The following is a 22,446-nucleotide window of genomic DNA, read 5'->3' as shown; positions in this document are numbered from 1 at the left end:
ATTCCTGCGCAGCTTCGCGCCGCGTGTAAAATTGTCAGCGTCGATAGGCCGGCCATTCGCCACCCAGATTGATTGTGAGCTTTTTGGCAACGGGGCCCAGTACGCGTTTCATCTCGGCGATCTCTGCCTCGCCGAAGCGCTCGCGCGGCCCCGACAGCGAGATCACGCCGACGAGCATGCCGCGCGGGCCGAACACAGGTGCCGCCACCGCTGCACAGCTCGGATCGCGTTCGCCGAGCGAGACATCAAAACCAGTGGCGCGAATGGCGTCATAGCGTTTGCCGGTGCTGCCGGCGTAAGCGAGAATGATGTGTCCGGCCGCGCCGCGCAGTAGTGCATAGCTGTGACCGGCCTCGACGCGGTCGAGCGTCGCGTGACGCGAATTCACCCGAAACAGGCAGACGCGGTTGTCGGCATCCTGCCGCACATGGAACGACGCGCTCTCGGTGCCGCGATCGACCAGCTCCTGCAACGCCGGCACCACATGATGGCCGAGCGCATTCTTGCGGGTGAAAGCGACGCCGAGGCGAAATGCGGTTGGCCCGAGGTCGTAGCTACCATCCGGCAGCCGCGTGACATAACCGGTCGGGATCAGCGAGCTCAAAAGACGCAGGATCGTGCTCTTGTAGAAGCCGGTACGAACAGCGAGTTCGGCCAGCGTCATCGGCTGGTCCGCGGTTTCGAGCGCCGCCACAATGGACAAAGCCCGCTCGACGGCGGCGACGCCCTCGCCGGCTTCTCGCACCGGGACCTCCGTCGTTGCAGGTTTGGTCGCAGGCTTCTTCATGGGAGCTTCCGATCAGGCCGTACGCGACGCCTTGATGACGCGCGCCAAAACCGGCCAGTAGAGGTCGCCATCACCGGCGTCAATCGCCTCGCCCAGGATCTTGTCGGCAAGTTCCGCACCCTGAAGCTTGATGTTCACCGATTTGGCGAGATCGAGCGCGTAGGAGATGTCCTTGCGGGCATATTCGGTGGAGAAGGCACGTTCCGGGAAGGTCTCGGGAAGCATCGCCTTCATGCCGTGGTTACGTAGCGCGAAACTGTCGGCCGAGCCCTTGGCCAGCGTCTCGAACACCAGCTTGGGATCGAGACCTGCGCGTTTTGCGGTCTCCAGCGCTTCGCCGAGCGCCACCACGGTTTCCATCAGCACCATGTTGTTGAGGATCTTGACGACCTGACCCGCGCCGATATCGCCGCAATGGGTGATGTCGGTGGCGAAGGTTGCGATCAGCGGCTGCAGCTTGGCGAAGATCGCCGCGCTGGCGCCGACCATGACGCTCAGCGTGCCCTCTTCCGCGGCCTGTCGCGTGCGCGCGATCGGCGCATCAGCATAGGCCGCGCCCTTAGCGGCGAAGCGCTTGGCGAGTTCGCGGCTGGCTTCGACCGGCGAGGTGCCGAGATCGACGACGGTGTGGCGCGCATCGGCATGCGCGAGCAGCCCGTCATCGCCCTCGCACACGGCCTGCACATGCTTGCCGCTGGGCAGCGCCATGAAGATGACGTCGCACTGCTTGGCGAGTTCGGCCAGCGAGTTTGCGCGCTTGACGCCGGCTTCTGCGAGACGCGCGAGCGGCGCATCGGCGCGGTCGAAGCCGAACACCGGCACGCCCGACTTGCGGGCCAGATTGCGGCACATCGGCTCGCCCATCACGCCAAGACCGATAAAACCAATGGCAGTCACCATGCCGCACTCCTTCGTCTTCATTCCAAGAGAGATCGAGACGCGAGCGCAGCCAGGCTGCACCCGCGATGTCGTGGTTCGCTTAGCCCTTGACCAGCGGGCAGTTGCCTTCGCTCATCGGCCGGAACGCCTGTTCGCCGGGTGATGTGGTGATGACCTTGTAGTAATCGAACTTGTACTTCGATTCTTCCGGCTTCTTCACCTGCACCAGATACATGTTGTGCAGCACGCGGCCATCGGGACGCACAGTGACGTCCTTGTTGTACATGTCGTTGACCGTCATCTCGTGCATCTTCTTGGCAACCACGGCCGGGTCCTTGGTGCCCGCGGCCTTCACGGCAGCGAGATAGTGACGCACGCCGCTATAGACGCCGGCCTGCACCATACTGGGGACCTTGTTGTTGGTCAGCGCGAAATAGCGCTTGGTCCAGGCACGCGTTTCGTCATTGAGGTCCCAGTAGAACGAGGTCGTCACCTGCAGGCCCTGGGTCGCCTTGAGGCCAAGCGCATTGACGTCCGTGATGAAGACGAGAAGACCGGCGAGCTGCTGTCCGCTCTCGACGATGCCGAATTCACCGGCCTGCTTGATGGCGGTCTGCACATCGGCGCCCGAGGTGGCGAGGCCGACGACCTTGGCCTTCGAGCCCTGCGCCTGCAGCAGGAACGAGGCCATGTCGGTGGTTCCGAGCGGATGGGCGGACGAGCCGATCACCTTGCCGCCGGCGCCTTCGATGAACTTCGTCGCATCACGCTGCAAAGCGTGTCCAAAGGCATAATCGGCAGAGATGAAATACCAGGTGTTGCCACCGGCCTTGGTGATGGCCTCTGAGGTCAACTTCGACAGCGCATAGGTGTCGTAGTTGAAATGGAAGCTCACCGGCGAGCAGGCCTTGCCGGTGAAGTCCGACGATCCCGGGCCGCTGATGGTGAAGATCTTGCCCTTCTGCTTTGCCACTTCGAGGATGGCGAAGCCGGCCGACGATGCGGCGCCGTCGGCGATCATGTCGACGTTCTCGGTATCGAACCAGCGGCGCGCGGTGGCCGCAGCGACGTCCGGCTTGTTCTGGTGATCGGCGGTGACCACCTCGATCTTCTGGCCGTTGATCTCACCGCCGAAATCTTCAGCTGCAAGCTTGGCCGCGGCCACCGAGCCGACGCCGCCATTGTCGGCGAACACGCCTGACTGGTCGTTCAGCACGCCGATCTTGATGGTCTCGGCAACGCTAGCGACCTGCGTCGACAGCAAGAGTGCGGCGGATAGATAGAGACTCTTCGTGAATGCCCTGGTTGTCATGTGATGCCCTCTCCTCAGATTTTCTGTTGTTGTTGGATTTTCTCAAGCACCGGCGCGATGTAACGCCGGAATTGCGCGGGATTCTCGCTCATCGGGAAATGGCCGAGCTGCTCCATCACGGCGACTTCCGTGCCCGCGATGCCGGAGGTCGTTCGCACGGTGTCTTCGGGCATGCAGGAGAAGTCATATTCGCCGGTGAGCAGATAGAGCGGACAGACCCTGGTATCGATCGCCTTGGTGCGACCGCGCAGGTCGCCGTCGACGCGATAGAAATACAGATCGCCCTTGAATACGCCGGGGCCGCCCTGCTTGTAGGCCCACAGGGTTTCCATCCGCGCTTCCGCAGGAGACTGCGGCGCAACGAGACCGGACACCAGCGCGGCACAGACTTCACCGCCATGGATATCGGGGCGATTGAGCCAGGTGGTGTCGTACCATGGCGCCTGGAAGTCTGCGGCTTCGAGGCCAATCAGGGCGCGGAATTCGCTGGCGTGATCGATGGCGAGATTGAGCACGATCCGGCCGCCGATCGAACAGCCCATCACCACGGGCTTGTCGAGATCGAGCGCCGCACTGAATGCACGGATCGTCTGCGTATAGCGCGCGGTGGTGAGCTGATATTCGCTGCCGTCCCAATTCGCTGGCGGATTCGACTTGCCATGCCAGGGCATGTCGAAGGCAATGATGCGGAAGTGTTTGGTGAACTGTTCATCCGCAAGGAGATAGCGCCATTGCCGGTTGTCCGAACCGGCGGTGTGCAGGCAGACCAGCGGAATGCCTTGGCCGGCTTCCTCGAAATAGATTCGGTGCGCGATGCCGTCGATATCGACATGCACGTAACGCCCGATCATCGGTTCGATATATCCGGTCATGATGCAGCTCCCGACTTGCGCGGCAGTGCCAGCAGATCCTTGAAATACTGCAGATGGGTCATGAAGGGCTTGATGTCACCTTCGAGCTTGGCTTCGCCGCGCTTGGTCAGCGACAGAAGATCGTGCCACCCCGCCTTCGGCATCGGCTGCCAGAATGCGGTCCAGGCGTCAGGCGTCGCGCGATAGCCGAAAGTCCACGACCGCATCAGCGCCGGCGCCGGCACCATGTCGATGATGCGGCCGGCCCGGATGGCGACGTAAAACGCCTGCTCGGTCGAGCCAAGCAGACAATCGACATCGAGAAAGCGGCCACGCTGGATCAGCGCAGTATCACTCTCCAGCAGTGCCGGGAGCTGCGAGAACAGCTCGCCGACGGGATCAGATTTTTTCAAGACCGGACTCCTTGATGATGCGGCCCCACAGCTCGGTCTGCTTGGCGACGTGCTCGGCGAGGCCTTCCGGCGTGCTGACATCCGGCTCAAGACCGATATCGGCGAAGAACTTCTTCGCCTCATCCGTCGCTATGACCTGCAGGAAAGCCTTGTTGAGCTTCTGCACGATGTCGGCCGGCACATTCTTCGGTGCAAACAACCCGCTCCAGGCAGCGAAGTCGTAGCCGGGCAAACCGACCTCTGCCATCGGCGCCACCTCCGGCAGCGAGGCAACCTTCTGCGGTGTCGTCACGCCAAGGGCGCGCAAACTGCCGTTGTTGATGAATTCGCGTGTGACCGCGACGTCGGTGATGATGAATTCAATGCGGCCTCCGAGCAGATCGGTGATCGCCTGCGGCGTGCCGGGATAGGAGATCCGCACGGCGTCGATGCTTCCCATCGACCGCACGAGCTGCGCCGCGGCCATGCTGCCGGTATTGCCGCTGCCATAGCTCAGCTTGCCTGGATTGGCCTTGGCGTAAGCGATGAACTCCTTGAGGTCCTTCGCCGGAAAATCCTTGGCGACCACCATCACCAGTGGATTGCGCGTCAACCGCGCGATAGGCGTGAAGTCAGCGACGGGATCGAACGGCATCTTGTTGTAGAGATGCACATTGGCCGAATGGGTCGAATTGGTCGCGAGATACAGCGTATAGCCGTCACCCGGCGCGCGCGCGACTTCGGCCGCGCCGATATTGGCGTTGGCGCCCGGCTTGTTGTCGACGAGGATCTTCTGGCTCAGCACGGCGCCGACTTTTTCGGCGAGGAAGCGCGCTTCCACATCGGTGGCGCTGCCGGCCGGGAACGGCACCAGCAGCCGGATCATCTTACTCGGATAGGCATGCTGCGCCTGCGCCGGTGCGAATGCAGTAACCGTCACCGCCAGCATACCTACCATCGCGACGCACCGCGTGAGCGACCACGCCGCAGCCCACTGCTCTCTCATGTTTCAACTCCCAATCGATGTTCTTGATGATTTTGTTGTTCAGCGCGCCCGACACGCGACGACCGGCACATGCATGGCGCGCGTCGCGGCATCTGCTGCTGCGCTCTCCGCCATCTCGCATCGTCCAATCGTACGCATCTTCGATCTCGTCCAATTCCAAAACGTTCTGACTGACAGAACACTTGTTCTATTATATCAACATATGATTGGATGCCGCGCAAGTGAGGCGGAGTCAACCGCTTCCGACGACCGAGAAAGTGGACTTCGACATGGCCTATCCCAACATCGAGCTTTACGTGGACGGACACTGGCGCCGGGCTTCCGGCACGCCGATCATCAATCCCGCTGACGAGAGCGTGCTCGGGACGGTGCCGCATGCGACGAAAGCCGATCTCGACGATGCGCTCGATGCGGCGGTGCGCGGCTTCAATGTTTGGCGCAAGACGGCACCGAACGCGCGCGCGCAAATCATTCTGAAGGCTGCGGCGTTGATCCGCTCGCGCGTCGACGAGATGGCGACGGTGATGGTGCTCGAACAAGGCAAGCCGCTCAATCAGGCGAAGCTTGAAATCCTGCGCGGCTGCGAGATCATCGAATGGGATGCAACTGAAGGCATGCGCATGTATGGCCGCGTGATCCCGGCCGGCCCCAGCCTGCAGCATACGGTGTATCGCCAGCCAATCGGCCCCGTTGCAGCATTCTCGCCGTGGAATTTCCCAATGAGCTCACCTGCGCGCAAGGTTGCCGGCGCGCTGGCGTCCGGCTGCTCGATCATCCTGAAGGCGTCGGAAGAAACACCAGCCGGCGCGCTGCAGCTGGTGTGCGCGTTCCATGATGCAGGCCTGCCGCCGGGCGTGCTCAATCTGGTGTTCGGCGATCCCGCCGAGATATCCGGTTATCTGGTGCCACATCAGGCCATCCGCCTGATCACCTTCACCGGCTCGGTGCCGGTCGGCAAACATCTCGCCGCCATGGCCGGCCAGCATATGAAGCCCGCCATCATGGAGCTCGGCGGACATGGCCCGGTGATCGTGTGCGACGACGCAGATCCCGTCGCCACCGCCAGGGCTTCGGTCGTCACCAAGTCGCGCAATGCCGGCCAGGTCTGCGTCGCGCCGACGCGTTTCTTCGTGCACGAGAAGAACTTTGAGATCTTCGCAAAGAGTTTTGCCGAAGGCGCCGCCAAGCTGAAGATCGGCAATGGCATGGATCCATCCACGCAGCTCGGGCCTTTGGCGAATTCACGTCGCGTCAACGCCATGGAACGGCTCGTGTCGGACGCCAAGGACCGCGGCGCGCGCGTGCTCGCGGGTGGCCAGCGCATCAACAATCGCGGTTACTTCTATCCGCTCACCGTGCTCGCCGACGTGCCCGACGATGCGCTGGCGATGAACGAGGAGCCATTCGGCCCGCTCGCGCTGGTCAATCCGGTGCGCGATCTCGATGAAGCCATTGCCAAGGCCAATGCATTGCCGTTCGGCCTCGCCGCCTATGCCTTCACGCAATCCGCCGACAACGTGCAGCGCATTTCCAACGATGTGGAAACCGGCAATCTCACCATCAACCACTTCGTCGCCTCGACGGCGGAAACACCATTTGGCGGCGTCAAGGACTCGGGCTACGGCCGCGAAGGCGGTAGCGAAGGCCTTGCCTGCTATACCGTAACGAAGAACGTGTCCCATAAATTTGCGTGAGCTATCTGTGGAGGCTGGACAGCATTCCGGTTCTTCAAGAGACGTTTGAAGAACCGGAATCACGCGGGTGCGATCTGCTGGTTTTCAATTGAACTACAAACAATATAGGTTGTGATGGACATACAAAGACACTTAACCTCGGGATAGTCATCGATCCCGCCTAGCCACGCTGCGATCTCGCGAGAGATAAATTCATCTCGCGCGTGTCAGGGTTCGAGCTTCGCTTCCTTCACGATGATCGACCAGCGGTCGACCTCCGAGTTGATGAGTTGCTGCAAGGCCGTGCGGCCTTGCGCAGATGGCGCCTGCGCCGCCAGTTCGGCGAAGCGCGCCTTAACGTCTTCATTCTCGAGCGACTTGGCGAGCGCCGCTTCCAATCTGGCGATCACTTCGGGCGGCGTGCCGGCAGGGGCCGCCAGCGCATTCCACACTTGCAGATCGAATTTCGGCAGATTGCTTTCGACGAAAGTCGGCACGTCGGGCGCCTGCACCAGTCGCTGCGGCCCGGTGACGCCGATGGCCCGCACCAGCCCGTTTTGATGCGCCGGAATCATCGTGACGGTTTGGTCGATCACCGCCTCGATATTGCCAGCGATCAAATCCTGGATGGCAGGCCCCGAGCCACGATAGGGCACCAGCATCGCATTGGTCTGCGTCAGATAGAGCAACATCGCTGCGGCGAGCTGCGCGGTCGAACCCGCCCCGGATTGCCCGAAGGTGATGCGGTTGTTCGGCACCTTGAGGCGCTCGACCAGTTGGCTCAGATTCTCGATGCCGCTCTTTTTGCTGACCGAAAGCATCATCGGGACATTCGCGAACACGCCGATGCCGGTCAGGTCCTTGCGCGGATCGAAGCCCAGATTCGGATACAGTGGCACGATCGCCGCCATCGAGCCCATATTACCGAAATTGAGCGTGTAGCCATCGGGTTTGGCCCGAACCACGCGCTGGGTGCCGATCGTGCCGCCGGCACCACCGACATTCTCGACGATCACCGTCTGTTTGAGTTCGGCGCCGAGTGCCTTGGCGAGAATGCGAGCCAGCACGTCCGTGGTGCCACCAGCTGCATAGGGCACGACCAGCGTGATCGGGCGGTCCGGATAGTTGTCCGCCCGTGCCGACGTGAGCGAAGCTGCGATCCAAAGCAGTGCAATAAACAGACAGCGCACGTGGAGCCCCCCTTGATATTGGCCGATGGGCGCTTGGCGCGCCTTTGTTGTCCTTCTGGCATACCCGCCGGGCCTCCGTCCCATAGGCTGTTGCTCTGAGGGGTATAAGATTAGGCACCGGCCCCGTCGCCGCCGCTGGCAATGGCCAGCGAAGTGCGGTTCGGTGTAAGGAAACCAGCTTGCCCGCATCTTCACTGGATCGATGCCTTGGAACTGAGACAGCTTCGCTATTTCGTCAACGTGGTCGACATGGGCAGCCTGTCGAAGGCCGCGGTGCTGCTCGCGGTGTCGCAGCCCTCGCTGAGCCAGCAGATCGCCGCGATGGAGCACGACCTCGGCGTGCCGCTTCTGCTGCGGAGCGCGACGGGCGTGAAGCCGACCGATGCGGGCGCCAAACTGTATCGTCATGCCCGCATTGTGTTGCGACAGATGCAAGAGCTCGCGGCCGACATTGCTGACGAGGGCAGCGGCGCCGTCGGACCCGTGGCCGTCGGCCTTCCCACCAGCATCGCCTCGGTGCTCGCCGTGCCGCTGGTGGAGCGCCTGCGGCACGACCATCCCGGTGTGAAGCTCCAGCTCTTCGAGAGCTTCAGCGGCTATCTCAACGAGTTGCTGGCCAATGGCCGCCTCGACATGGCCATTCTGTTTCGCGGCTCCGACGCGCCGGGCATGACCGTCAGGCCGCTGTTTACCGAGCAATTGTCCGTATTCGGCGCCCCCGGCATAGGCGATCCCGAAGCGACGACCTGCGATCTCGCATCCCTGGCCGATGTCCCGATGGTCCTTCCGGACAGAACAAACGGGCTGCGCCTTCTCGTCGAGCAAGCGTTCTCGGAAGCAGGCGTGCCGCTGAATGTGATGTCCGACATCGACTCCCTGCCGGTTATGATGAAACTCGTACGCAACGGCACCGCCGCGACGATCAACTCCTCCGGGGTCGCCCGGGTCGCAGAAACACCCATCCTGTCGAGACGGCTCGTGAACCCCGCCATCAATCGCACCGTAGGACTCTGCCTGCCCACCGGCATTCCGCAGACCGCGGCCGCACTGGCCGCGGAGGAGACCATCCGCACGCTGGCGCGCGAACATGCGGCGATCTGGGACAAGGCCACTGACTGACGCGCTATTGGTTCAGCCTATACCTGCGATGGCAAACCAGTATGCCCCCTGCGTGCACCGACGCGGCTAAGAGTGCGCGGAGCAAAACTGTCGGGACAGCAGATGGACCAAGAAAAGCGCGCCTTGCCCCTGTCGGGCGTCACCGTGGTATCGCTCGAACAGGCGATTGCTGCGCCCTTGGCCAGCCGACATCTGGCGGATTGGGGCGCCCGCGTTATCAAGATCGAGCGGCCGGGACGCGGCGATTTCTGCAGGGATTACGACTTCGTCCTGAACGGCATGTCGAGCCAGTTCGTCTGGACCAACCGGTCGAAGGAAAGCCTGGCGCTCGACATTAAGCAGCCGCAGGACCGCGACGCGCTGGAAAGCCTGCTCGCCGGCGCCGACGTCTTTCTGCAGAACCTGGCGCCGGGAGCGGCGCAGCGGCTCGGGCTGGATGCGAAGGCTCTGGTTGAGCGCTTTCCCCGCCTGATCGCCTGCGACATCTCCGGCTACGGATCGGGCGGGCCGTATAGCGACAAAAAGGCCTATGACCTGCTGGTGCAATGCGAGACCGGCCTGCTCTCGATCAACGGTTCGGAAGACCATCCCGCCAAGGGCGCCATCGCCATCGCAGATATCGCCACCGGCATGTATGTGCTGAACGGCGTTCTGATGGCGCTCTATGCGCGCGAACGCACCGGGCGCGGCACCGCCTTCGAGGTGTCGCTGTTCGATGCGATGACCGAATGGATGAGCTATCCCTCGCTCTATACAGCGGGCGCCGGAAAGCCGCTGAAACGGACCGGCATGCGCCACGCCACGATTGCGCCCTACGGTCCGTTTCACGCCGGCGACGGCAAAACCGTGTTCTTCGGAATCCAGAATGAACGCGAATGGCTCTCGCTCTGCACGAACGTGCTGGACGACGCCGATCTCGCCATCGATCCGCGATTCGTGACTAATCCGGATCGTATGACCAACCGCGACGAGCTCGAACGTCTGATCGAAAGCCGCATTGCCGGCACCACCAGCGACCAGTTGCTGGCCCAGTTAGAGCAGGCCTCGATCGCGAATGCGCGCCTCAACAGCGTCGAGGAATTTCTGGATCACCCGCAACTGCACAGCCGCCATCGCGTCGTCGATGTTGAAACGCCGAACGGTGCTGTCACCAGCTATCTCCCGGCCATCACGATCCCCGGCCTGACGCCGCAGATGGGTCCGGTCCCCGCGGTCGGGCAGCACACCGACGCGATCCTGTCCGAACTCCGAGAACGAGCCCGCTTATGACCGCCCCTCGACTGACGCGTACCTATCTTGCCGTACCGGCGCATCGCGAACGCATGGTCGAGCGCGCAGCGGGATCTGCGGCGGACGCCGTGTTTCTCGACCTCGAAGACGCTGTCCCCGTCGGCGAAAAGAACACGGCCTTGCGGACGGCGATCGATGCCATCACGCGGCTGGACTGGGGGCAGAAGACCGTCACGGTTCGCATCAATGCGATCGACAGCCCGTCCATCACTGAGGAAGTCGAAAAACTGTCCGGCCTCGCAAGGCTGGACGCCGTCTTGCTGCCGAAAGCGGAACGTGTGGCCGATGTGATCGGCATCGGCGAGCGGCTGTCGCAGTATCAAGGCGGCCGAAACCATCCGCTGGAGCTCGAGCTCCTGATCGAAACGGCGCTCGGCGTGGTCAATGTCGATTCCCTCGCCGCCGCGCATGCGACGGTCGCTGCGCTACATTTCGGCGTCGGCGATTTCAGCGCCTCGATCGGCGCCCGAAGTGATGAGATCGGACTGTCCCCGCGCGATTACAGACACGTGGCCTCCGCCGCGGAAAGTCACCGGGAGACAGCGCTAGACCTCTTCGCCTATCCGATGATGCGGATTCTGATCGCGGCGCGCGCCTTCCAGCTGAGGGCGATCGACGGGCCTTTTGGCGCATTCCGAGACAACCAAGGCACGCTCGGCTCCGCCGTCAAGGCAGCAAGCATGGGCTATGACGGCAAGCAGGTGATCCATCCCGACCAGATCGAGCCGACGCGGTCCGCATTCGTCCCGTCAGCCAGCGACATCGCCTCGGCGCAACGCGTCATCGAAGCGATGCGCGCCGCCGAACGGGACGGGCATGGCGCCGTGACACTGGATGGCCGGATGCTCGATCTCGCCAATGTGAGAATGGCCGAGCGCATCCTTCGCTTTGCATCATAAGGGACCAGCGCCCCACAGGGCAATATCCGGCCTGTCCACATCCGCCCAATGATATCATGGCTCACGAGGGATATAGGAAGTCGCGCCGACGCCCGCCCGCACTGCATCGCGGATCATGGGAAGAGATGAGACGCAGGCGTGAATCATTCCCCTTCGACTTCCTCAATCTTCATTCTTCGTCCCCACTTGTCGAAGAAGTGCCCTTCATTCAGCACCAAACGATCATCATCAAGCCGCTCCTCAAGTCCACGCAACTGCAGGCGCGCAACAGAATCGTCCAATGGCCCACCGGAAGGAGCCATGTTTGGAAAAAAAGCAGCTCCATCCCATTCCCGTCCCACTCCAGCGAACAGAACCGTGATTCCGCTCCAGTCGACATCATCGCCGATCACGTTAAAATAGGTTGAGCACAGCGGAGTGACCTTATCGTCGGCGATCTCAATCAGAACCACGAACGCTGTGAAAGCCCCCGTCTTCGAAAATTCCGTAACGATCCAGCGATCGAAATCGGTGAGAACTGCATCAGAAATCGACAACGGGCGTCTCCGGCATGTAATTCTCAAACAGTACCCAGAACGGATTTGGATGCGTTGCCGCGTACCAGGTTTCGAATTCGCCCAGAGCCTCGATCACATCGGGCTTCTCTTCGTTGTCATCTGCGCTGGGCACAAGACTCGCAAACATGACCTGAGCGACCGGCGCAAAGCGTGACAGGACCTCACTCCGGGCTTCGCTGTCATTTACCCATCCCAGTTTTGCACGCAGGACGGCCGTCGCGACCGCGACCGCAATTTCTTCGCTTTCAGCTTGAACAATGACGCTGGAGAGCTCCTTCATAAGATTCAGCCTTCGAAATGCGAAGGAACGCTGTTTCTCCAGCTCTTTCATCCGCTCAGCCATACTGCGGCGAAACTCGTCCTCCGCTACAGAGCTTCGATCCGCTGATAGTTTCAGCACGTCGATGAAGGATGCTGCGCGATCCATCGCATTTTCTTTCTAGCGTGGCGGAAGAGAGAGGGAGTCGAACCCACCAAGGACCGACTCGCGGCCCCTCCCGGATTTGAAGTCCGGACGCCCCACCGGGGATGCTTCCCTTCCAAAATTCGAAACGTTGTCAGGACCGGTTTCTATCGTTCTGCCGAACAAATCGAGCCGATGCCTATTAACGCGGCGAAGATCGCCTCGGCGAAGCGTTACGCCGTGGCGATCGAAGAATTCAAGGATCTGGATTGCGACTTTGCGGCCATTGTCCACCCGATCGCGAAACTGCGAGGCTGTGAACTGTCCAAGCGGCTGGCTCTGGCTCAGGCCTGCGACGATCCGGACCATTTCGGCAACCGTCTCCCGCAAAAAGAAATGATCGTGTGCGACCTCATCGACTCTGCCCATACGCCCAAGCAACTTCAACAAGCGCCGTATATCGGTTTCATGCGATCCCAGCACTCCCGCAATGTCACGCACCCTTGGTGGACGAAAACGCTCTGAACCAGAAAGCAATATCGCTATCCTCGGCCAGAGCTTTTCATCCTCAACGGTCAGGCGCACTTCATGCCCAGCCACGCGCACCCACGCCCCATCCAGAGCGATCTCCTTGCTGCGGACAAGCCCGCCGAGAATCGAAAGCAGCACCGGTGCCGGCAGACGCGGCTCAAGCTGCATCCTCAAGCGCTCGAGACCCATACCCTGTAAATCGGGGTTATCCGCATGGAATGCCTGCAGCGTCGCGAGCAAACTTCGCTTGAACTCAAGCCATACCGGCGCGGACATGGCGAATACGCCGCCGGCTGTGCGCGAAGTGACAGCGGGCAAATGATCGACGATTTTCTGAACGCGGCCCTCCGGAAAAACGCGATCACGCGCAAACGCCGACAGTTCGACAAACCACGGCGGGGTCTCAAGCAAGACCGCCAGCGCCACCTCGGGATCATCGATACGGTAAGCACGCAATTGAGCCATCCGTTCCGGCGACCGCCGCTTGCGGGCCGGTGCGCGCAGATCCAGAAATTTCCCGCCGCCGATTGTCCGCTGGCTGGTGGTGTCGCGCACAACGAATCTATCCCCGACCGCTGCGGCAATGGGTCGATCCAGCACGAGCTGCACCACGCCGGTTTGACCTGGCACTAACGGCGTATCTTCCAGCAAAACCAGACGCGCCCCGGCGTCCGCGGACGCATGAAAGAGATGGACGGGCATCCATTGCGTGACTGGTCTGGACTCTGAAGCGAGCAGCTGTAACTCCACATCAATTCGGTTTGTCGGCGCATGCAGCCTCTGGTCAAGAACCATGTCACCGCGGGAAATCGCGTCCTTGCTGATACCCTCCCCCGCCAAATTGAGAGCACAACGCTGACCGGCAACACCGTGCACGCATGGACGGCTCTGCGCATGAACGGAGCGCACGCGAGCCGTCACGCCGGGGGGAGAAATCATGACGTGATCGCCGTTCGATACGGCTCCGGACAGAACCGTACCGGTGACGACGGTTCCTGTGCCGGGAAGCGTGAAGGATCGATCGACAGCAAGGCGAAAAAGGTCCGAGGACGCTCGCGCGCCAATTGTCTTAGCGAGACCGAACAAATGATCCCGCAACTCAGCGATGCCTTCGCCGCGAACGGTCGAAACCCGAAAGATGTCAGAGCCGGCCAGCTTCGATTTCTGCAGCAGTTGCGTGATATCCCTCGACACATCGTCCAGCCGCGACCGGGAAACAATGTCCGTTTTTGTCAACGCGACAACGCCTCTCTTGATTCCCAGAAGATCGACAATCGCCAGATGCTCCAGCGTCTGAGGCTTGATCCCGTCATCGGCCGCGACGACCAGAATCACGAAATCGATTCCGGTGGCTCCTGCGAGCATGTTATGAATAAATTTTTCGTGGCCCGGAACGTCGACAAACCCGAGGACCGTTCCATCCGGCGCCGGAAGATAGGCAAAACCAAGATCGATGGAGATGCCGCGGGCCTTTTCTTCCTTCAGGCGATCCGTTTCCACGCCGGTCAGCGCGCGCACCAATGACGTTTTGCCGTGATCGATATGGCCCGCGGTTCCGATAATCATGATGATGGCTCGGGTAGCGGCAGCGCCGCGCATTGTTCAGCCTCCGCGACTTCGGAGTCCGAAAGGACCGAACGTGCTGCAGTGAGAAATCGCGATGCGAGCGGGCTTGCACCGGCATGGGCCCGCAACAACCAGATCAGAGCCTGGCGCGGATGCCGTTCGACGCCGGCTCCGAGATAATATGCGGCTCCGAGCATCGCCTGACCGTCTGCATCTCCACGCTCTGCACCCCGACGCCACCAGTGAACCGCCTGCGCAGGATCGCGCTCAACGCCAATGGCGTTATGATAGAGCATTCCAAGACGGGTCATGGATGAGGCGATGTTCTGTTCGGCGGCCGCCAATGCCCATTTCCGCGCATCAGCGTAATCGTGAACAATCACCTCTCCTTCGAGCAGCATCCAACTCAACATGTCCTGCGCTGGCCCATCGCCAGCCTCCGCAGCGGAGCGATAGAGCGCGGCCGCGCGCCTGAAATCCTCCTTGACGCCGTCTCCCCTGAAATAGAGCGCAGCCAGATTTCGTTGCCCCGCCGGATCGCCCGCATCCGCCGACAATGTCAGCCAGTTCGCTGCGAGCACGAAATCCGGCTCGACACCCCAGCCTTCGGCAAAGCACGTTCCGATATAGGCCTGCGCCCGGGCTATTCCCGCGTGAGCGAGCGGTCCCCATATTTCGAGGGCCCTCGGATAATCTCCGCGATCCGCGGCTTCGGAGGCGGCATCCATCTGAGCCGAAACCGATTGCGCATCGATCGTCCGAGCAAAGGAGTCAGATACTCTCATTGCTTTTCTCCGAAAGGTCGAGCGATTCGAGATTCCTTGCGAACGCGCGTTCGTCATCGAGGCATCGCAGGTCGAGAAGCAGCGCCTGCTCCTCGATTCTTCCGACCACAGGCATATCGAGATCGCGCAACCTTCCTGCCAGGCGTTTCAGGAGATGCCCCGCACCACGCACTGACAACGGGCGGATGGCAAGGCCGGCGCTTGGCACGGTGACCAGCGGCAAAGCTCCCGAGCCGATCTGGCTTTCGCAGGCCGTAACCTCAACGGAAAACAACGGGCCGACCGCTGCCTGCACATCTGGCAGCAGCCGGCGCGAACACGCTTCAATAGCCGATTGGGAAAGCGACAACAGCCGGACAGTGGGAAGCCGCTGGGCAAGCCTGTCCGGATCGCGATAGAGTTTCAGCGTTGCTTCAATCGCGGCAATCCGCATCTTGTCCAGACGCAAGGCCCGCTTCATCGGATTGCGATTGATGGCGACTATCAAATCCTTACGACCCACGATGAATCCGGCCTGTGGGCCGCCCAGCAACTTGTCGCCGGAGAAAGTCACGATATCGGCGCCATCCGCAATCGCTTCCGCAACTGTTGGCTCATGGGCAAGGCCGAACCACGCAAGATCGACCAGCGTTCCCGAACCCAGATCGTGGACCATCGGGATCTTGCGTTCAGAGGCCAGCGTCGCCAGTTCGCGGGCACTGACTTCCTTGGTAAATCCTTCGATCCGATAATTCGAGGTGTGAACCTTGAAGATAATCCCCGTCTTCGCGCCGATCGCGCCAACATAATCTTTCTTGTGTGTGCGGTTGGTCGTTCCAACCTCGACGAGTTTCGTGCCCGCACGGGACATGATCTCGGGCATCCGAAACGCCCCGCCGATTTCGATCAATTCGCCTCGCGAAACAATCGCTTCGCGCCGGTGCGCAAGCGTGTTGAGCACGATCAGAACCGCCGCGGCATTGTTGTTGACGACAGTCGCATCCTCGGCGCCGGTGAGTTCGCACAAGAGGCCACGCAGGTGATCGTCGCGCTCGCCACGCCGACCGTTCTCAAGATCGAATTCAAGTGTCACGGCCGAACGCATGGCCGAGACCGCAGCCTCGATTGCAACCTCGGCAAGAACCGCACGACCGAGATTGGTGTGTAAGACAGTTCCTGTAAGATTGAACACGGGCCGCAGCTTTGGCTTTACCTGCGCCTGAAGCAGCGCCAGTGCCCCACTTGTCACCTCGTCCGGTTTGCTTGGGATGCCCCCATTCGCGCGGGATTCGGCGATAACACGACGCACCGCGCCTACAACAGCCGCTCGTCCGAAGCGTTTCACCGCGTCGCCTGCATTGACGGTTCTCAACACCTCGTCGACGGAGGGGAGTTTGCGCAGGTTGGCGGTTGCGGTTTTCGCCATCGCTTACCTCAATAGCCGAGCAGGAAAAAGTTGAGGCTGCCGCGCCGGTAATCGTCCTCCCGCAACAACAGATCCAGGCCGAGACTGGCGACATCGTCAGCGACTGGATCAAGCCCCGGATTCTTGTGCTGGTGCAGAATCTTGACGTAGCCGCGGCACGACTCGCAAGTCTCAGCCAGGACGGTCCCGTCCCCTCCTTCGATCTCGCGATAGGAGATGCCTTTGGTCGAGCTGCACAGCGTGCATTTGATCCGGACATAATGCCACTGCGTCGCGCATAGCGAACACATGCAGTACCTCGCACCATGGGCACCCCGCCATCCCACCACCATCGAGGCTACCGGGGCGCCGCCGCAGGCGGGACACACGCCATCGCCAACCGGGACTAGCTTTTTGGCATTGAGTTTTGAAGCCAGGCGCGCGAAGTGTACCTGCAGCGCCGCTGCCACAAAGACATGGTCGGCGAATTCCTCGACGGGAATCTCGTTCGCGAGCACAGCCCGGGCCATAGTGACCCGCGCTTCAGCATTCGCTTTGGTGACGCGGAGCAGCGCGGATTTGGCAGCGTCCGGCATTTCGATGCTGGATGCCGACTGAAGCAAACGATCGAGTGTTACATCGAACGCAGCGTCAGCCGTAAACCGGCTGCGATCAAGTGGCGGCATCCCGTACACCCGGGCGCGCTCGCGGTCATCGTCGGTTGGAAGATCAACCTCCGGCAGGCCATCCTGCAGTTGGTGCTGACAAAACGAGATATCTGACAAAAGCCGGAGAAAAGGAGCCAGTTCGTGCTGCGCAGATAGCTCCCGAAAGCGCTCTGCCCTGCTCTCGAACAGCACAGCCACATCTGGGAGACGGACAAACGGCGGCTCGGCAATCTCACCGATCGGAACCGGATCGTGCTGGAACGCTCCAACCTTACTCATCAAAGAACCTCACGAACCCTCCGGGCCACGTGCAGCTTGAAGAACTCCGCTTACCCAAACGGATGCACAATCAACGGTGATTTTGCCTGCCCCCAACCAGTTCACGAAGCCACTTCCTGTGATGACGCCACGCCCATCCGCCAGTCACGCGGCCGCGCGTCATCGCACTAATGGTGCCGCGCACCCAGATCGCCGCATAGACGTGCACGATCCAGACGCAGATAATAGTCACCGCGGCGACGGCATGGACGAGAACTGCGATGCGCTTCTGGTCAATCGTCGAATACGCAGCGAAGTACTGATCCCAGATCACAAAACCGCTCGCGATCAGAATGATAATGAGAAATGACATTCCCCAGAAAACCGCTTTCTGACCGGCATTGTACTTGCCGACCTCCGGCAAGCGTTCTTCGTGGCCGGTCAGAACGTCCTTGAGCCGCGCGAGCCAGGTACCATCCTCAGCCTTCCACAAGTTCGCCCGCCAGAACCGAATGAACAGGCCGGTGAAGCTGAAAAACAGCACAACGCCGATCCAGGGATGGATTGCACGCGTCCACTGCCCCCCACCGAATAGCCCGGTCAGGAAAAACAGACTCGGATGAAATAACGAGAGTCCCGACAGCGCCAGAAGAACAAGGCTCGTTGCCGTAATCCAGTGGTTGATGCGCGCCCCGCCAGTATAGCGATCGACCGTGACCGGCTTGCCGGGATGAACAGCATCCCCGCGTTCAACGTCATAAGCGGTCATGACACGTTACTCCCGGTCAGTTGCTCAGCCTTCTTTTCATCCTCTTCGGAAACTTTGTTGGGACCCGAAATCAAATAGTGAAGGAAACCGAACGCCGCGAAGCCACCCATCGCGGCAAGGCCTGCATACTTCGTCACACCCTTCCACAATTCAACGATCGGGCTGATCCTCGGGTCTCTTGCGAGATTCGCGTAGATCTCCGGCTTGTCGGCGTGATGCAGCACGTACATGACATGGGTCCCGCCCACGCCCGGTGGATCGTAAAGACCGGCGTTCTTGAAGCCGCGCGACTTGAGATCCTTGATGCGGCCCTCGGCGTGCTGCTTCATCTCCTCCTTGGTGCCGAACACGATCGCTTGGGTCGGGCAGGCCTTGGCGCAGGCTGGTCCTTGTCCGACGGCAACCCGATCTGAACAAAGCGTGCATTTGTAGGCTTTGTGGTCGACTGCCGAGATGCGCGGAATGTTGAAGGGGCATCCCTTGATGCAATACCCGCAACCAATGCATTTATCGTGGTCGAAATCGACGATACCATTGGAGTACTGCACGATCGCGCCAGGCGCCGGACACGCCTTGAGGCAGCCTGGATCTGCGCAATGCATGCAGCCGTCCTTGCGGATCAGCCATTCGAGATTCTGTGTCTCGGGATTGATCCACTCGCTGAACCGCATGACGGTCAGACTGGCCGGCGTGAGATCGAGCGGATTGTCCAAGACGCCCGAATTGATGCCGACCTTTTCGCGCAAGTCGTTCCACTCCAGGCAGGCGGCTTGGCATGCCTTGCAGCCGATGCACTTGGACGTATCGATCAACTTGGCAACAGGCGTGAGCTGGCGCGCCGGCGGCGCTACATTCGATGCCGAACGCCGGATCAGATCCTGCTCGCCAAATTGAGCAGGCGTCGGCTTCACGGTCGGGTTAGGAAGCGGAGGAAACATGTGCGTACCTCCCTATGCCACCGGCCCGGCGATGGGCTCGATATTAACTAGAAATGCCTTGTATTCAGGCGTCTCGATATTGGCGTCGCCGACAAAGGGAGTGAGCGAATTCGGCCCCCATCCCTTCTTTGCCGCGCCGACAAAGCCCCAGTGGAGGGGAATGCCGACCACGTGGACCGTTTTGCCGTCACAGATCAGCGGCGCGATCCGCTTGGTCACCACGGCCTTCGCCTTCACCGATCCGCGCTTGGACCAGACCCGGACCCATCCGCCCAACTTGATGTTCTTCTCCGCGGCCAACTGCTCCGAAATCTCGACGAAGAACTCTGGCTGCAATGACGCGTTGATCTGGGCGTGCTTGGTCCAGTAATGGAAGTGCTCAGTAAGCCGATAGGAGGTCGCCGCGTACGGAAACTCGCTGGCTTCGCCGAACTGCTCCATATCGCCCTTGAAAACGCGGGCGACCGGATTGCCGCGAATCTTGGGTGCAATGACATTGACGACCGGCGATTCAAACGGCTCGTAATGCGTCGGAAACGGCCCGTCGCGCATCATGCCCCGCGTGAACAGGCGTGCGGTGCCTTCGGGGTTCATGATGTAGGGACCCACCACACCCGGCTTGGCGTTGGGGGCGATATCCGGCACGTCATAGCCGGTCCACTTCGCGCCGTCCCACCACAATAGCTTGCGGCTCGGATCCCAAGGGTTACCGTTGGTGTCCGCCGACGCACGATTGTAGATAATTCGACGGTTGACAGGCCAAGACCACGCCCACTTCGCGAAGGCACCGGTCTCGTCCGGATCGCTGTTGTCGCGGCGGGCCATGTTATTGCCTGCCTCGTTGTAGCAACCGGAATAGATCCAGCAGGCACACGCGGTCTTGCCGTCGTCGCGCAGGGCGGCAAAGCTGACCACCTGCTTGCCTTTCTCCAGCACAACCTTGGTTGGATCGTTCGGGTCGATGACCGTTTCGAGCACCGAACCGTTTAACTCCTTGGCCAGTTCTTCCGGACTTGGCTCTTCCGGATCCTTGTAGTCCCAGGCCAGATTGAGCATCGCATCCGGAAATGCACCGCCCTCTTTCCTGTACAGCTCGTTCAGACGCAGATGGAGCTGCGCCATGATCCATGTGTCATGCTTGGCTTCGCCCGGCGGCGTACCGGCCGCCCAGTGCCAATGCAACTGCCGCCCCGAATTCGTGAGCGAACCGGTATCTTCGGCAAAGCAGGTCGTGGGAAGCTGGATCACCTCGGTCTGGATACTCGCCGAGTTGACGTCGTTATGTTCGCCGTGATTTTCCCAGAACCGCGCCGTCTCGGTCTGCAACGGATCTATGACGACGAGGAACTTGAGCTTGGACAGCGCGTCCGTGACTTTCTTGCGGTTCGGGAACGCCAACAGGGGATTGAATCCCTGACAGAAGTACCCGTTCATCTTGCCCTCGTTCATCAATTCGAAGGCGCGCAAGATGTCGTAGCCCGGAAGATCGAGCTTCGGCAGGTAGTCATAGGCGAAGTTGTTTTCCGGCGTCGCCGCCGGACCCCACATCGATTTCAGAAAACTGACAAAGAACTTCTTGTAGTTCTGCCAGTAGCTCATCTGATCCGGACGCAACGGCTTGAAGCCGCGCGTCGACATATAGGTGTCGAAGGTCGGCTCTTTTTCCGTCGGGATGGTCAGATAGCCCGGGATCAGGTTCGACATCAGCCCGATATCGGTCAATCCCTGAATGTTGGAGTGACCGCGCAGAGCATTCATGCCCCCGCCGCGCACGCCGATATTGCCCAGAATGAGCTGCAACATCGCCATGGCTCTAATGTTCTGCGAACCTTTCGAATGCTGGGTCCAGCCGAGCGCATACATCGATGTCATCGTCTTGGTCGGTGACGAGCACTCCGAGATCATCTGCGCCACCTTCAGGAACTTGTCCTTCGGCGTGCCACAGATTCGCTCGACCATTTCCGGCGTGTAGATCGCAATATGCTGCTTCAGCAGGTTCCACACGCAACGCGGGTTCTGCAGCGTATCGTCGGAGACCACATAGCCATCCGGACCAAGCTCATAATCCCAGCTCGACCTGTTATAATCGCGCTTGGCCTCGTCATAGCCGGTGAACAGGCCATCCTGATAGCCGAAGCCCTCTTTCACGATATAAGGCGCGTTGGTGAATGCCTTGGTGTACTCCCACTGCACCTTGTCGTTGTCGATGCAGTACTTGATCACGCCGAGCAGGAATGCGATGTCGGTGCCCTGGCGGATCGGCGCATACACATCAGCGACCGACGCCGAACGGGTAAAGCGTGGATCGACGACAATCAGCTTCGCGCCACGGTTGGCTTTCGCCTCCGTAACCCATTTGAATCCGCAAGGATGCGCTTCGGCTGCGTTACCGCCCATAATGATCACGAGATCCGTGTTCTTGATATCAGTCCACGAATTCGTCATCGCGCCGCGGCCAAATGTTGGAGCCAGACTGGCTACCGTGGGGCCGTGTCAAACGCGCGCTTGATTATCGAATACCAGCATCCCGGTACTGCGAACGACCTTGTAGGTCGTCCACGCAGTTTCATTGGTCGTTGCAGAAGCAGCGAGGAAACCGGTGCTCAGCCAGCGATTGACCGTAACGCCATCGCGGTTTCTGGCGACAAAGTTCTTGTCCCGGTCATCCTTCATCAGCCGTGCGATGCGGTCGAGCGCCACATCCCAGGAGATCTGCTCGAACTTGTCCGAGCCGGGTTTGCGAAGCATCGGATGCTTCAGGCGGGTCTCCGCATGCACCATGTCGAGAAGTGCTGCACCCTTGGGACAGAGCGTGCCTCTGTTGGTGGGGTGATCGGCATCGCCTTCGACGTGGAAGATGTCGGCCCTCTCCCCCTTCGCCAGGCTGCCCTTGGAGTACATGATGATGCCGCAGCCGACAGCGCAGTAGGTGCAGGTGTTGCGGGTTTCCGTGACCCCGGTCAGTTTAAAGGGGCGGATCGACGATGCCAGAGCCGCCTCAATTCCGCCGAAACCAAGAGCGCCGAGTGTAGTACCCGCTACCCCACCACCGACGCTTTTCATAAATTGACGTCGCGAGATTTCCATATTCATGGCTGGTTCTCCTTCGAGATCACGGCCCCTCCAGGGGGACGCATGTCGGACGCGCCATAAGCGCGCTGGAAGTAGAATCCATCTAAGCATTGATAA

19 protein-coding genes, 1 tRNA gene and 1 pseudogene are annotated in these 22,446 nt (G+C 60.8%); 4 read left to right on the top strand and 17 right to left on the bottom strand.

All coding sequences use genetic code 11. The features are described 5' to 3' along the window. Positions 1-34: 34 nt before the first annotated feature. The 6 genes from SFY93_RS11785 to SFY93_RS11760 form a co-directional block, all read right to left on the bottom strand. Complete coding sequence (locus SFY93_RS11785; RefSeq protein WP_320447220.1) at positions 35-787, bottom strand: IclR family transcriptional regulator; 753 nt, start codon at positions 785-787, stop codon at positions 35-37. Positions 788-799: 12 nt separating this feature from the next. Beyond that, positions 800-1,687, bottom strand: a complete 888-nt coding sequence (locus SFY93_RS11780; protein ID WP_320447219.1) for an NAD(P)-dependent oxidoreductase — start codon at positions 1,685-1,687, stop codon at positions 800-802. Between the two features lie 79 nt (positions 1,688-1,766). Next, positions 1,767-2,978 (bottom strand): ABC transporter substrate-binding protein, encoded by a 1,212-nt coding sequence (locus tag SFY93_RS11775; protein WP_320447218.1) that lies wholly within the window; start codon positions 2,976-2,978, stop codon positions 1,767-1,769. A 14-nt stretch (positions 2,979-2,992) separates the two neighbouring features. Continuing rightward, positions 2,993-3,850, bottom strand: a complete 858-nt coding sequence (locus tag SFY93_RS11770) for an alpha/beta fold hydrolase (protein ID WP_320447217.1) — start codon at positions 3,848-3,850, stop codon at positions 2,993-2,995. Further along, entirely contained in the window at positions 3,847-4,242 is a 396-nt protein-coding gene (locus tag SFY93_RS11765; RefSeq protein ID WP_320447216.1) for a hypothetical protein, read from the bottom strand. The genes SFY93_RS11770 and SFY93_RS11765 overlap by 4 nt, the downstream gene beginning before the upstream one ends. Continuing rightward, positions 4,229-5,227 (bottom strand): Bug family tripartite tricarboxylate transporter substrate binding protein, encoded by a 999-nt coding sequence (locus tag SFY93_RS11760; protein WP_320447215.1) that lies wholly within the window; start codon positions 5,225-5,227, stop codon positions 4,229-4,231. Before SFY93_RS11760 ends, SFY93_RS11765 begins: the two co-directional genes overlap by 14 nt. 269 nt (positions 5,228-5,496) lie before the next feature. Between SFY93_RS11760 and SFY93_RS11755 the strand changes: the two genes are divergently transcribed. Continuing rightward, entirely contained in the window at positions 5,497-6,921 is a 1,425-nt protein-coding gene (locus SFY93_RS11755; RefSeq protein ID WP_320447214.1) for an NAD-dependent succinate-semialdehyde dehydrogenase, read from the top strand. Positions 6,922-7,127: 206 nt separating this feature from the next. Here the strand turns inward: SFY93_RS11755 and SFY93_RS11750 are convergent, their stop codons facing one another. Beyond that, entirely contained in the window at positions 7,128-8,090 is a 963-nt protein-coding gene (locus tag SFY93_RS11750) for a Bug family tripartite tricarboxylate transporter substrate binding protein (RefSeq protein ID WP_320447213.1), read from the bottom strand. A gap of 207 nt (positions 8,091-8,297) precedes the next feature. Here SFY93_RS11750 and SFY93_RS11745 point away from each other — a divergent pair, with 207 nt between their 5' ends. From SFY93_RS11745 to SFY93_RS11735, 3 genes are all read left to right on the top strand, one after another. Next, positions 8,298-9,209: a LysR substrate-binding domain-containing protein gene (locus tag SFY93_RS11745; protein ID WP_068734838.1), complete on the top strand. Its 912-nt coding sequence runs from the start codon at positions 8,298-8,300 to the stop codon at positions 9,207-9,209. Between the two features lie 102 nt (positions 9,210-9,311). Then, complete coding sequence (locus SFY93_RS11740) at positions 9,312-10,478, top strand: CaiB/BaiF CoA transferase family protein (RefSeq protein ID WP_320447212.1); 1,167 nt, start codon at positions 9,312-9,314, stop codon at positions 10,476-10,478. Next, positions 10,475-11,398 carry an HpcH/HpaI aldolase/citrate lyase family protein gene (locus tag SFY93_RS11735; RefSeq protein ID WP_320447211.1) on the top strand — a complete coding sequence of 308 codons (924 nt, stop codon included), beginning with the start codon at positions 10,475-10,477 and terminating at the stop codon, positions 11,396-11,398. The genes SFY93_RS11740 and SFY93_RS11735 overlap by 4 nt, the downstream gene beginning before the upstream one ends. 143 nt (positions 11,399-11,541) lie before the next feature. On the opposite strand, the gene SFY93_RS11730 is transcribed toward SFY93_RS11735, so the two are convergent. From SFY93_RS11730 to fdnG, 10 genes and pseudogenes are all read right to left on the bottom strand, one after another. Beyond that, positions 11,542-11,934 (bottom strand): hypothetical protein, encoded by a 393-nt coding sequence (locus SFY93_RS11730; RefSeq protein ID WP_320447210.1) that lies wholly within the window; start codon positions 11,932-11,934, stop codon positions 11,542-11,544. After that, positions 11,921-12,382 (bottom strand): hypothetical protein, encoded by a 462-nt coding sequence (locus tag SFY93_RS11725; RefSeq protein ID WP_320447209.1) that lies wholly within the window; start codon positions 12,380-12,382, stop codon positions 11,921-11,923. The genes SFY93_RS11730 and SFY93_RS11725 overlap by 14 nt, the downstream gene beginning before the upstream one ends. A gap of 18 nt (positions 12,383-12,400) precedes the next feature. Further along, positions 12,401-12,496, bottom strand: a tRNA-Sec gene (locus tag SFY93_RS11720). 126 nt (positions 12,497-12,622) lie between these two features. After that, positions 12,623-14,455, bottom strand: a pseudogene (gene selB, locus SFY93_RS11715) (selenocysteine-specific translation elongation factor); the annotation flags it as partial. Continuing rightward, entirely contained in the window at positions 14,452-15,240 is a 789-nt protein-coding gene (locus SFY93_RS11710) for a tetratricopeptide repeat protein (protein ID WP_414717110.1), read from the bottom strand. The pseudogene selB and the gene SFY93_RS11710, both read right to left, overlap by 4 nt. Further along, a complete protein-coding gene (selA, locus tag SFY93_RS11705) occupies positions 15,227-16,645 on the bottom strand; it encodes an L-seryl-tRNA(Sec) selenium transferase (RefSeq protein WP_320447208.1) in 1,419 nt (472 codons plus the stop codon). Before selA ends, SFY93_RS11710 begins: the two co-directional genes overlap by 14 nt. Positions 16,646-16,653: 8 nt before the next feature. Further along, on the bottom strand, positions 16,654-17,571 hold the full coding sequence (fdhE, locus tag SFY93_RS11700) for a formate dehydrogenase accessory protein FdhE (protein ID WP_320447207.1): 918 nt from the start codon (positions 17,569-17,571) through the stop codon (positions 16,654-16,656). Positions 17,572-17,641: 70 nt separating this feature from the next. Continuing rightward, positions 17,642-18,319, bottom strand: a complete 678-nt coding sequence (locus SFY93_RS11695; protein WP_320447206.1) for a formate dehydrogenase subunit gamma — start codon at positions 18,317-18,319, stop codon at positions 17,642-17,644. After that, positions 18,316-19,257, bottom strand: a complete 942-nt coding sequence (gene fdxH, locus SFY93_RS11690) for a formate dehydrogenase subunit beta (protein ID WP_320447205.1) — start codon at positions 19,255-19,257, stop codon at positions 18,316-18,318. The genes SFY93_RS11695 and fdxH overlap by 4 nt, the downstream gene beginning before the upstream one ends. Positions 19,258-19,269: 12 nt before the next feature. After that, the gene (gene fdnG / locus SFY93_RS11685) at positions 19,270-22,350 is read right to left on the bottom strand and encodes a formate dehydrogenase-N subunit alpha (RefSeq protein WP_320447204.1); all 3,081 of its coding nucleotides are present in this window, start codon (positions 22,348-22,350) and stop codon (positions 19,270-19,272) included. Positions 22,351-22,446: the final 96 nt, after the last annotated feature.

The organism is Tardiphaga sp. 42S5 (assembly GCF_034044155.1).
In the GTDB taxonomy this organism is placed as follows: domain Bacteria; phylum Pseudomonadota; class Alphaproteobacteria; order Rhizobiales; family Xanthobacteraceae; genus Tardiphaga; species Tardiphaga robiniae.
The sequence above is the reverse complement of the archived record's forward strand: the minus strand, read 5'-3'. Positions and strand labels throughout refer to the sequence as shown.